The organism is Microbacterium sp., from assembly GCF_017305435.1.
Classification (GTDB): domain Bacteria; phylum Actinomycetota; class Actinomycetes; order Actinomycetales; family Microbacteriaceae; genus Microbacterium.
On record NZ_JAFKIP010000009.1, the window covers coordinates 67,985 to 82,196 of the forward strand.

At 69.8% G+C, this 14,212-nt stretch carries 13 protein-coding genes and 1 tRNA gene; 10 read left to right on the top strand and 4 right to left on the bottom strand.

Going from position 1 to position 14,212, the window contains the following annotated elements:
* Window positions 1–42 precede the first annotated feature (42 nt).
* Together J0I43_RS15910 and ispD are read left to right on the top strand one after the other, a co-directional pair.
* A complete protein-coding gene (locus tag J0I43_RS15910) occupies window positions 43–525 on the top strand; it encodes a CarD family transcriptional regulator (protein WP_292866168.1) in 483 nt (160 codons plus the stop codon).
* A 43-nt stretch (window positions 526–568) separates the two neighbouring features.
* On the top strand, window positions 569–1,780 hold the full coding sequence (ispD, locus tag J0I43_RS15915; protein WP_292866171.1) for a 2-C-methyl-D-erythritol 4-phosphate cytidylyltransferase: 1,212 nt from the start codon (window positions 569–571) through the stop codon (window positions 1,778–1,780).
* 6 nt (window positions 1,781–1,786) lie between these two features.
* Here the strand turns inward: ispD and J0I43_RS15920 are convergent, their stop codons facing one another.
* Window positions 1,787–2,275, bottom strand: a complete 489-nt coding sequence (locus J0I43_RS15920) for a GNAT family N-acetyltransferase (RefSeq protein WP_292866174.1) — start codon at window positions 2,273–2,275, stop codon at window positions 1,787–1,789.
* Window positions 2,276–2,282: 7 nt separating this feature from the next.
* The gene (locus tag J0I43_RS15925; protein WP_292866177.1) at window positions 2,283–3,245 is read right to left on the bottom strand and encodes an EamA family transporter; all 963 of its coding nucleotides are present in this window, start codon (window positions 3,243–3,245) and stop codon (window positions 2,283–2,285) included.
* Window positions 3,246–3,350: 105 nt separating this feature from the next.
* On the opposite strand from J0I43_RS15925, the gene cysS reads away from it, so the two are divergent.
* From cysS to J0I43_RS15940, 3 genes are read left to right on the top strand one after another with little or no spacing between them, the layout of a single operon-like run.
* On the top strand, window positions 3,351–4,754 hold the full coding sequence (gene cysS, locus J0I43_RS15930; protein ID WP_292866180.1) for a cysteine--tRNA ligase: 1,404 nt from the start codon (window positions 3,351–3,353) through the stop codon (window positions 4,752–4,754).
* Complete coding sequence (gene rlmB / locus J0I43_RS15935) at window positions 4,744–5,733, top strand: 23S rRNA (guanosine(2251)-2'-O)-methyltransferase RlmB (protein WP_292866183.1); 990 nt, start codon at window positions 4,744–4,746, stop codon at window positions 5,731–5,733. The genes cysS and rlmB overlap by 11 nt, the downstream gene beginning before the upstream one ends.
* A gap of 22 nt (window positions 5,734–5,755) precedes the next feature.
* Window positions 5,756–6,394 carry an NAD(P)-dependent oxidoreductase gene (locus J0I43_RS15940; protein WP_292866186.1) on the top strand — a complete coding sequence of 213 codons (639 nt, stop codon included), beginning with the start codon at window positions 5,756–5,758 and terminating at the stop codon, window positions 6,392–6,394.
* 10 nt (window positions 6,395–6,404) lie between these two features.
* Here J0I43_RS15940 and J0I43_RS15945 read toward each other — a convergent pair whose 3' ends face one another.
* Window positions 6,405–7,724, bottom strand: a complete 1,320-nt coding sequence (locus J0I43_RS15945) for a DUF4032 domain-containing protein (RefSeq protein ID WP_292866189.1) — start codon at window positions 7,722–7,724, stop codon at window positions 6,405–6,407.
* Window positions 7,725–7,819: 95 nt separating this feature from the next.
* The gene (locus tag J0I43_RS15950; RefSeq protein WP_292866192.1) at window positions 7,820–8,920 is read right to left on the bottom strand and encodes an ABC transporter ATP-binding protein; all 1,101 of its coding nucleotides are present in this window, start codon (window positions 8,918–8,920) and stop codon (window positions 7,820–7,822) included.
* 288 nt (window positions 8,921–9,208) lie between these two features.
* Between J0I43_RS15950 and J0I43_RS15955 the strand changes: the two genes are divergently transcribed.
* The 5 genes from J0I43_RS15955 (at window position 9,209) to J0I43_RS15975 (ending at window position 14,164) form a co-directional block, all read left to right on the top strand.
* Window positions 9,209–10,192, top strand: coding sequence for a thioredoxin domain-containing protein (locus J0I43_RS15955; RefSeq protein ID WP_292866195.1), 984 nt, complete (start codon window positions 9,209–9,211; stop codon window positions 10,190–10,192).
* Window positions 10,193–10,254: 62 nt separating this feature from the next.
* Window positions 10,255–10,327, top strand: a tRNA-Thr gene (locus J0I43_RS15960).
* Window positions 10,328–10,583: 256 nt separating this feature from the next.
* The gene (locus tag J0I43_RS15965) at window positions 10,584–11,939 is read left to right on the top strand and encodes a Gfo/Idh/MocA family oxidoreductase (protein WP_292866198.1); all 1,356 of its coding nucleotides are present in this window, start codon (window positions 10,584–10,586) and stop codon (window positions 11,937–11,939) included.
* A gap of 85 nt (window positions 11,940–12,024) precedes the next feature.
* Window positions 12,025–12,762 (top strand): FadR/GntR family transcriptional regulator, encoded by a 738-nt coding sequence (locus J0I43_RS15970; RefSeq protein WP_292866201.1) that lies wholly within the window; start codon window positions 12,025–12,027, stop codon window positions 12,760–12,762.
* 73 nt (window positions 12,763–12,835) lie between these two features.
* Window positions 12,836–14,164 carry an MFS transporter gene (locus J0I43_RS15975; RefSeq protein ID WP_292866204.1) on the top strand — a complete coding sequence of 443 codons (1,329 nt, stop codon included), beginning with the start codon at window positions 12,836–12,838 and terminating at the stop codon, window positions 14,162–14,164.
* Window positions 14,165–14,212: the final 48 nt, after the last annotated feature.

A 14,212-nucleotide genomic window follows, 5' to 3' on the forward strand; every position in this document is an offset into this window, starting at 1 on the left:
CCGCCTGTGGTATCCTGGAGGTTGCCGAAAGGACATAACTGCATGCTTTTTGAGGTTGGCGAGACGGTCGTCTATCCGCACCACGGCGCCGCGACGATCATCGAGGTCAAGGACCGGATCATCAAGGGCGAGACCAAGAAGTACCTGAAGCTGAACGTCACGCAGGGAGACCTCATCATCGAGGTCCCGGCGGACAACGTCGATCTGGTCGGCGTTCGCGATGTGATCGGCAAGGACGGTCTCGAGCGCGTCTTCGACGTGCTCCGCGCCGCGTTCACGGAAGAGCCCACCAACTGGTCGCGCCGCTACAAGGCGAACCTCGAGAAGCTCGCGTCGGGCGACGTGATCAAGGTCTCCGAGGTCGTCCGCGACCTGTGGCGCCGCGATCAGGACCGCGGTCTCTCCGCCGGCGAGAAGCGCATGCTCGCCAAGGCGCGGCAGATCCTCGTCTCCGAGATCGCCCTCGCCCTCAAGGCCGACGAGGAGCACGCCTCGAGCGTCCTCGACGAGGTCCTCGCGAGCTGAACCCGTCCCCGCGTCACGCGACGCGGTCGGTAGTGTCGGACGCATGACGACACCGCCCCCACCTCTTCTGCCCGCGCCGAAGGCGGCCGTCATCGTGGTCGCCGCGGGCTCCGGCGTCCGCCTCGGCGCCGGCGCACCGAAGGCCTTCGTGGGCCTCGATGCGCATACGATCCTGCGTCACGCGCTCGAGCACGTCTTCGCCGGTCCTCTCGCGCAGGTGATCGTCGTCGCGCCCGCCGAGCGCGCCGGCGATGCGCTGACCGAGGCGCACGCTGCGGCGGGCGAACGCCGCGACCTCGTCGGGGTCGTCACGGGCGGCGCCACCCGGCAGGCATCCGTCGCCGCGGGTCTCGCGGCCGTCTGGCCGGACGTCGATTACGTCCTCGTCCATGACGCCGCCCGCGCGCTCACTCCGCCCGCCGTCTTCGCGCGGGTGATCGACGCGCTCGAGGACGGGCACGATGCCGTCCTCCCCGTCCTCCCCGTGATCGACACCATCAAGCGCGTCGAGGGTGGCGCCGTCGTCGAGGCCGTCGACCGAGCGAGCCTCGCCGCGGCGCAGACGCCGCAGGGCTTCCGCCGGAGCGTGCTGGATGCCGCATACGCCGATGCCTCCGCGGATCACACCGACGACGCCGCGCTCGTCCAGGCGGCGGGTGTCGCCGTGTGGACGGTGCCGGGGGCCGAACAGGCGTTCAAGATCACGACCCCCGCCGACCTCGATCGGGCACGTCTGCTCCTGGGCGCCGGCGCGGCATCCGTCTCATCCGAACGCGGCGGGGCGATCGTGCCGCGGGTCGGCATCGGCACCGACGTGCACGCCTTCGGCGGCGACGGCGTGCTGTGGCTCGCGGGCCTGGAGTGGCCGGGCGAACAGGCCCTGCACGGGCATTCGGACGGTGACGCGGTCGCGCACGCGATCGTCGATGCCGTACTGGCCGCCGCGGGGCTCGGCGACATCGGCACGCACTTCGGCACGGATCAGCCCGAGTACGCGGGGGTGCACGCGGGCGCGTTCCTTGCGCGGACGCGCGCGCTCGTCGAGGATGCGGGGTACGCGATCGGCAACGTGTCGGTGCAGGTGCAGGCGAACCGGCCGCGGTTCGCGGCGCGTCGTGCCGAAGCCGAGGCGGTGCTGTCGGCGGCGCTCGGCGCGCCCGTCGCGGTGTCGGCGACGACGACCGACGGCCTCGGCTTCACGGGCTCGGGCGAGGGTGTGGCCGCGTTCGCGATCGCGGTCGTCGCGCCGCGCTGACGCAGGTCAGAGCGTGCGCGTCATGAACGTCGACAGCGGGTCCGGAGCGTACGCGGCGAACGGGCCGCACTCGACGAACCCCTCGCTCGCGTAGAGCGCGCGGGCGGGGATGAAGGCGTCCTCCGATCCCGTCTCGAGCCAGAGGCTCTGGATGCCGCGGGCCCGCGCGTGCGCGATGATGTGGCGCAGCAGCGCGCGCCCCGCGCCCGTTCCGCGGAACCGGTCGTCGACGCGCATCGACTTGAGCTCGCCTCGGCGAGCACCGTCACCGTCACCGTCGCCGTCGCCGTCGAGTTCGGCGAGGGCGCCGATGCCGACGAGGTCGTCGTCGCGCCACGCCGACCACACGGTGATCCCGGGTGCGGTGAGCGCGCCGAGGTCGAGGGCGTGGACGCTCTCGGGCGGGGAGTTCTCGTGCATTCCGGCGAGATGCGCCGCGATGAGTGCGCGCGTGGGTGCGCCGGTCAGATCGTCGACGACGATGCGCAGGCTCATCGGGTGCTCATCCCTCGACGGCGTACGGGGCCGGGTCGCCCGCCGCGCCGGGCGAGCGCGAGCCGCGCGACCCCCATGCCAGCAGTGCGAGGCCGGCGGCGAGCACGAGGAGGCCGGCCACCGCGAGCGCGGAGAGGTGCTCCCCGAGAATCGTGAGGCCCAGAACGGCCGCCGTGAGCGGCTCACCGAGGGTCAGCGTCGCCGCCGTGGCCGCGGACAACCCTTGCAGGCCCCACGTGAACAGCACGTAGGCGATCGAGATCGTCGCGAGTCCGAGCCAGAGCGCCATCAGGAGTCCGCGGGGTTCCGCGAGCCAGGACACGTCGACGAAGGGCAGGGCCAGCGCGCTGACCACGGCGGAGGACAGTCCCATGCCACCGACGACGGTGAAGGGGTCCCACCCGGCATCCAGCAGTCGGCGCTGCACGTTCGCGATGACCGCGAAGGATGCCCCGGCGCCGACCGCGCCCGCGACTCCGACCGGGTCGGTGCCGCCCGAACCCGACGCGCCGCCGAGCCCGAGCAGCAGCACGCCGAGCGTCGCGAGGGCGGTGGCGCCGATCCACGTGCCGCTCGGAAGGCGACGTGTGAGGGCCCACTCCAGCAGGCCCGCCAGCACCGGGGCGGACCCGAGCGCGATGACGGTGCTGACCGCGACGCCGTTGCGCGCCGTACCGAGGAAGAAGAGCGGCTGGTACACCGCGAGGCACACGCCTGTGAGCGCCATGAGGGCGAGCGCCGGGATGCCGAGACGCGGCGGTCCCGGCGTGGTCGTCGTGCCCCGTGCGGCCTCCCGACGTCGCGCCCGCCGCGCGAGGGCGAACGCGAGGAGGGCGAGGCCCGTGCCGCCGATGACCATCCGCATGACCCCGACCGACAGCGGCGTCGTGCCATCCGGGCCGAGGGCTTGGGACGTGCCCGTCGTGCCGAACAGCACGGCAGCGAGAAGGACGGCGATCACGTGCAGCACTCCACTGTTCTACCGCACGGGAGGTCTTCGCTCTCGCGCGGCAGGTCTGCGCTCCCGCGCGGCCGTTCTGCGGCGCCGCCCAGGCGGCGCCGGTAGGCTGGTGCGGTGACGGTCCGGCTTTACGACACCCAGGCGCAGACGCTTCGCGACTTCGCCCCGCTCGATGAGTCGAATGTCACGATGTACGTCTGCGGCCCGACGGTGCAGTCGGGCCCCGGCATCCATCATCTGCGCGCCGCGCTCGCGTTCGACCTCTGGCGCCGTTGGCTCATCCGCCGCTACGGCCGCGTGACGTTCGTGCGCAACGTCACCGACATCGATGACAAGGTGCTGCAGAACGCGACTCCGACCGAGCCCTGGTGGGCCCTCGCATACCGGATGGAGCGCGAATTCTCGGAGGCATATGCCGCCATCGGCATCCTGCCGCCGACGTACGAGCCGCGGGCGACGGCATCCATCCCGCAGATGCAGGAGCTGATCGCGCGACTCATCGAGCGCGGCCACGCCTACGCCGTCGGCGGCGATGTGTACTTCGACGTGCGTTCCTGGCCGTCCTACGGCGCATTGACCCGCCAGAGCGTGGATGCCATGGAGCCGGGCGCCGGGGCCGACGAGCGCGGCAAGCGCGATCCGCACGATTTCGCGCTGTGGAAGGCCGCGAAGGCGGGCGAGCCCGACGATGCCGTCTGGGCGTCGCCGTGGGGGGAGGGCCGGCCGGGCTGGCACATCGAGTGCTCGGCGATGAGCCGCCGCTACCTCGGCCCGGAGTTCGACATCCACGGGGGCGGACTCGACCTGCGCTTCCCGCACCACGAGAACGAGCTCGCGCAGTCCACCGCGGCGGGCGACCCGTTCGCGCGGTACTGGCTGCACAACGGTCTCGTCACGGTGGGCGATCAGAAGATGTCGAAGTCGCTCGGCAACTTCTTGCTCGCGCACGACGTGCTGGCCGACAACGACCCGCTCGTCGTCCGCTACGCGCTCGCCGCGGCGCACTACCGGTCGTCGCTCGAGATCACGCCGACGACCTTCGCCGAGGCGGAGGCGGCCCTCGCGCGCATCCGCACGTTCCAGGAGCGCGCCGCGCGCGTGCTCGGCACGGCAACCCCGCTCGTCGCCGCCGATCTTCCCGAGGCGTTCGCCGCGGCGCTCGACGACGACCTCGGCGTCCCGCAGGCACTCGCGATCGTGCACGAGACGGTGCGCACCGGCAACGCCGCGCTGGATGCCGGGGACACGGATGCCGCGGCGCGCGCCCTCATCGAGGTCGGGCGCATGACCGGTCTCCTCGGCCTCAACCCCACGGACCCGCAGTGGCGGTCGGCCCCGGGCGACGGTCAGACGCACGCGCTCGACGCGCTCGTGCAGGAGCTCATCGCGCAGCGCGCACGAGCGCGCGCGGACAAGGACTGGGCGGCCGCCGACCGCATCCGCGACGCGGTCGCGGCGGCGGGGATCGCCCTGGAAGATTCAGCACACGGAACACATTGGAGTCTCGATGGCCGGTAAGCCAGGGCGCCCCGGCGCCGCAAAAGGCGGAAAGGGCCCCACGAAGGGGTCCGGCGGGAAGAACAAGCGCTCCCTCGAGGGCCGCGGGCCGACCCCGAAGGCCGAAGACCGGGCGTGGCATCCCGCCGGTAAGCGCAAGGCCGCGGCCGAGCGCTACGCCGCCGCGGGCGGGAAGCCCAAGCCGAAGCAGGGGAACGTGAACCGCGCGCCCAAGGCGAAGGCGGGCGACGACATGGAGAACGTGACGGGGCGCAACTCCGTGCTCGAGGCCCTCCGCGCACGCATCCCCGCGACGGCGTTCTACATCGCGCAGCGCGTCGAGATGGACGACCGCGTCAAGGAGATGCTGTCGATCGCGACGCAGCGCGGCATCCCCGTGCTCGAGGTGACCCGCCCCGAGCTCGACCGCATGGCGGGCTTCGACGGCGTGCACCAGGGCGTCGCGCTCAAGGTGCCGCCGTACGAGTACGCGCACCCGCAGGACCTGCTCGAGGAGATCATCGCGAAGGGCTCGACGCCCCTGCTGGTCGCCCTCGACGGGGTGACCGACCCGCGGAACCTCGGGGCGATCATCCGCTCCACGGCCGCGTTCGGCGGCCAGGGGCTCATCATCCCGCAGCGCCGCTCGGCGGGCGTGAACTCGGCCGCGTGGAAGACGAGCGCGGGAGCCGCGGCGCGCATCCCGGTCGCGATGGCCCCGAACCTCACCACGACGCTCAAGGAGTTCAAGAAGCAGGGCGTCTTCGTCCTCGGACTCGACGGCGGGGGAGAGGTCGCCCTGCCGGCGCTCGAACTCGCCGACCGACCCGTCGTCATCGTCGTCGGGTCGGAGGGCAAGGGTCTGTCGCGGCTCGTCACGGAGACGTGCGACCAGATCGTCTCGATCCCGATCTCGTCGGCCGCCGAGTCGCTCAACGCCGGCATCGCGGCATCCGTCGCCCTCTACCAGGTCGCGACGATTCGCGCGGCCAGCGAGTGAACCCCTGAACGGAAGGACTGTCATGTCGAACATCGCCGTCATCGGAGGCACCGGGTACGCCGGTCGCCACATCGTCGCCGAGGCCGCCGGGCGCGGCCACAGCGTTCTCTCCGTGGCCCGAAAGGTCGCGGCGGAGCGCATCCCCGGCGTGACGTACCTCGAGGGCACACTCCTGGACGTGCCGAGCCTCCTGTCCGAGCTGCAGGGCGTGGATGCCGTGGTCGTCGCCGTCGCGCCCCGCGGCGAGATGGAAGGGCTCGTGCGCCCGAACATCGAAGCCCTCGCCTCGACGCTCCCCGACAGCGTGCGCCTGGGCGTCGTCGGCGGTGCCGGCGGCAGCCTCGTGGCGCCGGGCGGACCGCGCGTCGTCGACGGCGACTTCCCGGAGGCGTTCAAGGCGGAGGCGCTCGAGATGATCGGCGTGCTGGAGGATCTCCAGGCCGAGCAGTCCGGGCGCGACTGGTTCTTCATCCACCCGGCGGGAGGCTTCGGCGGCTTCAATCCGGGGGAGCGGCGCGGGACCTACCGTGACGGCGGCGATGTGTTGGTCGTCGACGACGGCGGTGAGTCGTTCATCTCCGGTGAGGATTTCGCCGCGGCGGTCCTCGACGAGATCGAGTCGCCGAAGCACTCGCGCGGACGTTTCACCGTCGGCTACTGACGCGGCGGGTTCAGACGAGGTCGCGCCAGTCGATCTCGTCGTCCTCGTCCTGCGTGTCGACGGCCCCGGTGATGATCGGGATCGACACCGTCTCGGTCGGCGGGCCCATGAGCGTCGCCTCGTCGCGGCGGTGCCGGAGGACCGTGTCCACGTAGGACGAGAGCACCTCCGCGATCGGCACCGACTGCCCGCGCGCCTGCGACATATACCAGCGGTGCTCGAGCACCTGGTGGAAGACCTCCGCGGGCTCCAGCTTGGCGCGCAGATCCCACGGGATCGCCTTCACCACGGGTTCGAAGACGCGGGTGAGCCATTCGTGGGCCACCATGTCCTCGTCGGAGCCGAGCCGGGAGATCCGGGCCTTGAACTCGTCCATGTCGTTGAGCAGCCGACGCGCCTGGTTCTCTTCGACGTCGAGCCCCGTGAGGCGCAGGAGGCGGCGCTGGTGGTGACCGGCGTCGACGACCTTGGGCTGGATGCGCACCGTCGTTCCGTCGGGCGTCGCGTCGATCGACATCTCGCCGATGTCGAAGCCCAGGTCGTTGAGACGCTGGACGCGCTCGGTGATGTGCCACGCCTCGCCCGCGGCGAACGTCTCCTGTTCGGTGAGCGTCGCCCACAGCGAGCGATAGGAGGACATGATGCCGTCGGCGATGGCGACGGCATCCATGCCGCCCTCCAGGCGCCCACCGGCCTCGAGATCCATGATCTCGCCGGCGATGTTCGTCCGCGCGACGTCGAGATCGTGCTCGCGCTGACCCCGGGTGAGACCGCCTTCGTGCAGCTCACCCGTCTCCGCGTCGACCAGGTAGGCGGCGAACGCGCCGGCGTCTCGCCGGAAGAGGGTGTTGGACAGCGACACGTCGCCCCAGAAGAAGCCGACGGTGTGCAGCCGCACGAGGAGGGCCGCGAGGGCGTCGACGAGGCGCCCGGCGGTGTCGGGGCGCAGCGTCTGGGTGAACAGGGCGCGATACGGCAGTGAGAACTTCAAGTGCGCGGTGACGAGGGCGGCGGGGAGAGGTTCACCTTTGGAGGTGCGACGCCCGTCGATGACGGCGACCCGCTCGACGCAGGGCACGTCGAGGCGGGCGAGCATGCCGAGCATCTCGTATTCGCGACGGGCCATCTCGCCCGTGGTCTCCTTGACCGCGATGACGCGGCCGGAGAGGTTCGCGAAGCGGACGAGGTGACGGGAGAGCCCCTTGGGCAGCGAGACGATGTGGTCGCTCTTCCACGCATCGAGCGGGGTCGACCAGGGGAGGGCGAGGAGCCCCGCGTCGACGCTGCTGGCGGTGATGCTCAGCGAGGTGGTGAGACTGGCGTCGGGCACGGGCGCTCCGGATCGTCGTGCGGTCAGGGATATGACGAGGCGCGGGGGCTCCTCGGTGATGGACCGAGGAACCGCCCGCGCCGTATCAGGATCGATCAGGCCGAAGCGATCGCCTTCTTGGTGAGGCGCTCGCCCGACTCGATGTCGAACGCGTGCACGTGGTGCGGCACCGGGGCGAGGACGACCTTCTCGCCGGCGTTCGGGTGGTTGCGACCGTCGACGCGCGCGACGATGTCGGTGCGCTTGCCGTTGATCTCGGTGTGACCGTAGAGGTAACCGTCGGCGCCGAGCTCCTCGACGAGGTCGACCGTCACCGAGAGACCCTGGCCGTCGGCCGGGTTCACGACGATGTCCTCGGGGCGCACGCCGGCGGTGACCTGCGTGGCGCTCGTCGGACGGTCGATGTCGGCGTCGACGACCGCGGTGCCGAACTGGATGCCGCCGGCGCTGGCCAGGTCGACGGGGAACAGGTTCATCGCGGGCGAGCCGATGAAGCCGGCGACGAACACGTTGTTCGGCTTCTCGTACAGGTCACGCGGGGTGCCGACCTGCTGGAGGAGGCCGTCCTTGAGGACCGCGATGCGGTCACCCATCGTGAGGGCCTCGGTCTGGTCGTGCGTGACGTAGACCGTCGTGACGCCGAGGCGACGCTGCAGCGACGCGATCTGGGTGCGGGTCTGCACGCGCAGCTTCGCGTCGAGGTTCGACAGCGGCTCGTCCATGAGGAACACCTGCGGCTGGCGGACGATCGCGCGGCCCATCGCGACACGCTGACGCTGACCACCCGAGAGGGCCTTCGGCTTGCGGGTCAGGTACTCCTCGAGGTCGAGGAGCTTGGCGGCTTCGAGCACGCGCTGGGCGCGCTCTTCCTTGCCGACGCCGGCGATCTTCAGGGCGAAGCCCATGTTCTCGGCGACCGTCATGTGCGGGTACAGGGCGTAGTTCTGGAAGACCATCGCGATGTCGCGATCCTTCGGGGGGATGTCGGTGACATCGCGGTCGCCGATGAGGATGCGGCCCGAGTTGACCTCTTCGAGGCCGGCCAGCATACGCAGCGACGTGGACTTGCCGCAGCCGGAGGGGCCGACGAGGACCAGGAATTCGCCGTCGGCGACCTCGAGGTTCAGCTTGTCGACCGCGGGGCGGGTGCCTCCGGGGTACAGGCGGGTGGCGTTGTCGAACGTGACAGATGCCATTTTTTCTTCTCCTTCACCGGCAGGTACGTGCCGGACGATCCGTAGTGATGGAATGAGCGGGGGCCACCCCGCACGCCCGCCATCGGGCGCGGGGCTATTATCGCACGTGCAGGAGTGACATGGCTGTCACCGAAGGCCGAGGCGGTGTCTGGGCATTTCACAGGGTCGCGATCTAGCATCGTGACTGTCGCCGCACCCCGTCGGCACACTCGCCGCGGCCCGTCATCACGCACGGTCCTGATGCACTGGCGCTGCGGCCGAACACACAGCTTTTCACCGAGAGGTCCCATGTCCACCGACGACTCCACCCGTCCCGACGAGAGCCCTTCGTCGGAGGTCGCCGAGACGGCGAGCACCCCGGTGGTGCAGGGGCGGCGCGAGGCGGTGCGCGAGAAGGCGCAGCAGGTGCACGTGCGGCAGTCGCGCGCGCGGCTCGTGCGTCGGACGGCTCTCATCACGAGCGCGGTCGCCGTCGTCGCGGTCGTCGGCGTCGTCGTCGCGTGGGCCGTGGGGGCGTCGGCCAGCAAGCCGCAGCTCTCTCCGGACGCCGATCAGCAGGACGGGTTCCTCGTTTCGGCGATCGCCGGAGGGGCGGCCATCACCTCGCCGGATGACGCCACGCCGTCCGCGACGCCGGATGCTGCTCAGCCCGCTCCGTCGCCGTCGCAGACGTCCACGACGGCGCCTGTCGACATCCACGTGTACGTCGACTACCTCTCGCCGTCTGCGCGGGAGTGGCAGCTGGCGAACTCCGCGCAGCTGAAGTCGTGGGTCGCCGACGGCGCCGCGACGTTGACGTACCACCCCGTGTCGATGCTGACCGCGAAGTCGAACGGCACGAAGTACTCGCTGCGTGCCGCGAGCGCGGCGGCGTGCGTCGCGACGTACTCCCCGGCATCCCTCTTCGCGTTCACGGACGACCTTCTGTCGCGCCAGCCCGCCGTGGATTCCGACGGACTCTCCGACAAGCAGCTCGCCGACGTCGCACTCGCGAACGGCAGCGACGACCCGAAGCAACTGCGCGAGTGCATCGAGACCGAAGCGTTCGCGTCGTGGGTGAAGGCCGCCACCGAGCGCGCCGTGACCGGCACCGGCGACGGGGTGGCACTCGCGGGCACGTCGATGATCACCGTGAACGGTCAGGCCTACGTCGGAGAGATGACCGACCCGGCCGAGTTCTCGCAGTTCGTGCTCACGACCGCGAGCGGCAAGTCGGCGAAGAACCAGACCCCGACGCCGTCGCCGACCGCATCGCCGTCCGTCACTCCCTGACCGGTCCCGGGCTGATTGCTGTCACGCGGCGCACGCGGCGCCCGTAGACTGGATGCCGCCTCGCCGGCTTGGCGCAATTGGTAGCGCACCTGTCTTGTAAACAGGGGGTTGCAGGTTCGAGTCCTGTAGCCGGCACCGTCTCAGTGAGTCTCCGACCACCTGACTTCCGCGGAATGACGCGGAAGTGCAGAGGTGAGTCCGTCGGCGGTCCACGCCTTCGAGCGGCCTGAACGGGCGCGAGCGTGCGCTTCAGCGGGATCGTCGGCGCCGACCGCAACCTGCGGGTGCTTGACGGATGAACCGCGGTGCATCATGATGGCTTAATGGTCTTACCAACAGACCTTTAAACCTAAGATCGCCAACGATCACCGGATACAAGGAAGTAGACGAGATGAACCTGTTCTCCCTCATGCAGTCGCGGACCGCGAAACTGGGCCCCATTCGCGTCGGGGTCATCGGCGCCGGGAAGTTCTCGTCGATGTTCCTCACGCAGGCCGTCGGCGCGGCGAACATCCACGTCGTGGGCGTCGCCGACATCAACATCCCCAAGGCGAAGGCCGCGCTCGCGCGGACGGGGTGGCCGGCGGAGCGCTATGCCGCGCAGACGCTCGACGAAGCGATCCGGACGGGGGGTACCGCCGTGATCGAGAGTGCCGACACCCTCATCGCCCACCCCGAGATCGAGGTCATCCTGGAGATCACCGGGAACCCCCTGTACGGCACCTACCATGCCGTCAGGGCGATCGATCACGGCAAGCACGTCATCATGGTCAACGTCGAGGCCGACTGCATGGTGGGGCCGATCCTCCAGCGACGGGCGCAGGCGGCCGGGGTGGTCTACTCGATGGCGTACGGCGACCAGCCGGCCCTGATCTGTGAGCTCGTCGACTGGTGCCGCACGGTGGGCTTCGACGTCGTCGCGGCGGGCAAGGGCACGAAGTACCTGCCCGAGTACAACTATTCGACGCCGGACACGGTGTGGAACTACTACGGCTTCACGGACGAGCAGCTCGCGTCCGGAGACTACAACCCCCAGATGTTCAACTCCTTCCTCGATGGGACGAAGTCCGCGATCGAGATGGCCGCAGTGGCCAACGGCACCGGCCTGCTGCCGCAGGAGGAGGGACTGCTGTTCCCGGCGGCGTCGAAGGACGACCTGCCGGTCGTCTTCCGAGAGCGTGAGAAAGGTGGCAGCCTGACCCGTCGAGGCACCGTCGAGATCGCCTCGAGCATGTACCGCGATGGCACCGAGGTCCCCGACAACCTGCGCTGGGGCGTCTATGTGACGTTCGAGGCGACGACCGACTACGCAGTCCAGTGCTTCGCCGAGTACGGCGTGCACACGGACCCGTCCGGTCGGTACGCGTCGCTCTACCGCCCATATCACATGATCGGCCTCGAACTCGGAGTGAGCATCGCCGCGGCGGTGGTCCGCGGTGAGGCGACAGGCGCACCGACCGGCTTCCGAGGCGATGTCGTGACGACGGCGAAGAAGGACCTCCGCGCGGGCGACCGCCTGGACGGCGAGGGCGGCTACACCGTGTTCGGCAAGCTTGCGCCCGCCTCGACGTCGCTCGCCAAGCACGCTCTGCCGCTCGGCCTCGCGCATGGAGCTCGGATGGTCCGCGACGTCGCGAAGGACCAGACCGTCTCGTGGGACGACGTCGAGGTCGACGAGACGCAGTTCGCCGTGCAGATCCGTCGTGAGCTCGAGGCGGAGTTCCGCGCCGAGCACGCGGCGCTCTGACGAAGGTCGGAAGGTCAGACCATGATCGCTACGCTGGAGGTGCTGCAGCCGAACGACGGCCGCGCGCAGGCGAGGAGGTCCGGGTATGGGCGGCGGCGACGCGTGGGAACCGGTGCAGCGGGTCCGCACCTACGAGCAGGTCATGCACCAGATCGAACAGCGCATCCTCGATGGGAAGCTCCGCGCGGGGGACAAGCTGCCGAGCGAGCGGGATCTCTCCGCGTCGCTCGGGATCTCGAGGGCGTCACTGCGCGAAGCGCTCCGTGTGCTGGAGGCCCTCGGCATCATCGAGATCCGTTCGGGGGCCGGGCCCGAAGGCGGGGCGGTGCTCGTCGATTCGCCGGGGGACGGGTTCGTCAACCTGTTGAAGCTGCAGCTCGCTCTGGCGCACTTCGACCAGAACGATGTTCTGGAGACGCGGGTCGCGCTCGAGACATGGTCGTGCTGGGAGGCTGCCTATCGAGCGAATGAGGCCGACTTCACGGAGCTCGCCGCGATCCTTGACCGGATGGACGACGACTCCATCACCGCCGCAGAATTCAACACACTCGACGCCGCGTTCCACGTACGGATCGCGGATGCCACGGGAAACGCGCTCATCGCCCACATGATGGGCTCCCTCCGCACGGCGATCCAGCGACGCATGGTCGATGTCTATGCCACTCTCGCCGATTGGCGCGAGACGGCCAAGACCGTGCGATCGGAGCACCGGGAAATCCTTCGAGCTCTGATCGACCGCGACGGAGACCGGGCAGCGAGTCTCGTGCGCTTCCACATCACTTCTTTCTATACCAACAACAACCTCGGGGGTCTCCTCACCTGACCCGGCGGATCCGTCCGCCCCAGGCTGACGATCCCCGAAGGAGCCCAGCGCTTCGACATCAAAGGAGATCGTCATGACCACGACCACGCCATCGACCACAGCGCGCCAAGCCGCGCACGGATCGCCCGACAAGCTGAAGACCGCAATCGGCTCGACCGTCGGCACCACGATCGAGAACTACGACTTCCTCGCCTACGGGACAGCAGCCGCACTGTACTTCGGCCCGCTGTTCTTCCCGGGGGAGGACCCGGTGATCGGCGTCCTTCTGGGATTCCTCACCTTCGGCATCGGCTTCGCGATGCGGCCGCTTGGCGGGATCATCGGCGGGTATCTCGGCGATAAGTACGGGCGTAAGCCCGTGCTCGTCGGCGCGCTCATCATCATGGGGTCGGCCACCGTCCTGATCGGGGCGCTCCCGACGTACGCGCAGGTCGGCATCCTTGCGCCGATCCTTCTGACCGTCATCCGCATCGTGCAGGGTCTCGCATTCGGGGCCGAGTGGGGCGGTGCAGTGCTCATGACCTTCGAGCACGCGCCGTGGAAGCGACGGGGGCGATGGGCGGCCATTCCTCAGCTCGGCGTTCCCGCGGGTGTCTTCCTGGCGAACCTCGTCTTCCTCGGCACGGCGAACCTCGACGCCGAATGGGCCTGGCGGCTCCCGTTCCTGCTCAGCTCCCTCCTGATCATCGCGGGACTCATCATTCGCGCGAAGGTGTCGGAGTCTCCCGAGTTCGAAGAGGCGAAGGCGGAGGGGCGGCTGGAGAAGAACCCGATCTGGACCGTCATCCGCGATGACTGGAAGACGGTGCTCCGCGTCATCGCACTGCGGCTCGCGGAGACCGGCGGTTTCTACGTCATCGTGACCTACCTCATCTCCTACCTGACCACGACCGGACTCGCCGAGCGACAGACCGCGCTCACGGGACTGATCATCGCGACCGCACTCGGAGCGGTCACGACGGTGCTCTGGGGTGCCCTCAGCGACCGGATCGGTCGTCGCACGCTGTACCTGATCGGCTGCCTCGCGACCGTCGCGTTCGGGTTCCCGCTGTTCCTCATGGTGAACACCGGCATCCCCGCGTTCATCGTGCTGGTCTACATCATCGGCCTCCCCGTCATCCACGACATGCTCGCGGGCACGCAGGGCGCCTACTTCAGCGAGCTCTTCAGCACGGGAACACGCACGTCCGGCGCCTCGCTCGGGTACCAGTTCTCGGCCGCGATCTCCGGCTTCATCCCCTTCATCGCTGCTGCCGTCGCGGTCGGCATGGGCTGGGGTGGTGTCGCCTGGATCTATGTCGGGGTGGGTGTCATCGGACTGATCGGCGTCGCCTTCACCCGTGAGACGTGGGGGCCCAAGGAGCGCGCCGACGTCGACCGGATCATCGCCAGCGGAAACTGACCATCAGGGGGCGGTGCGGCCGGTGGCCGCGCCGCCCCTGAAGGAGCA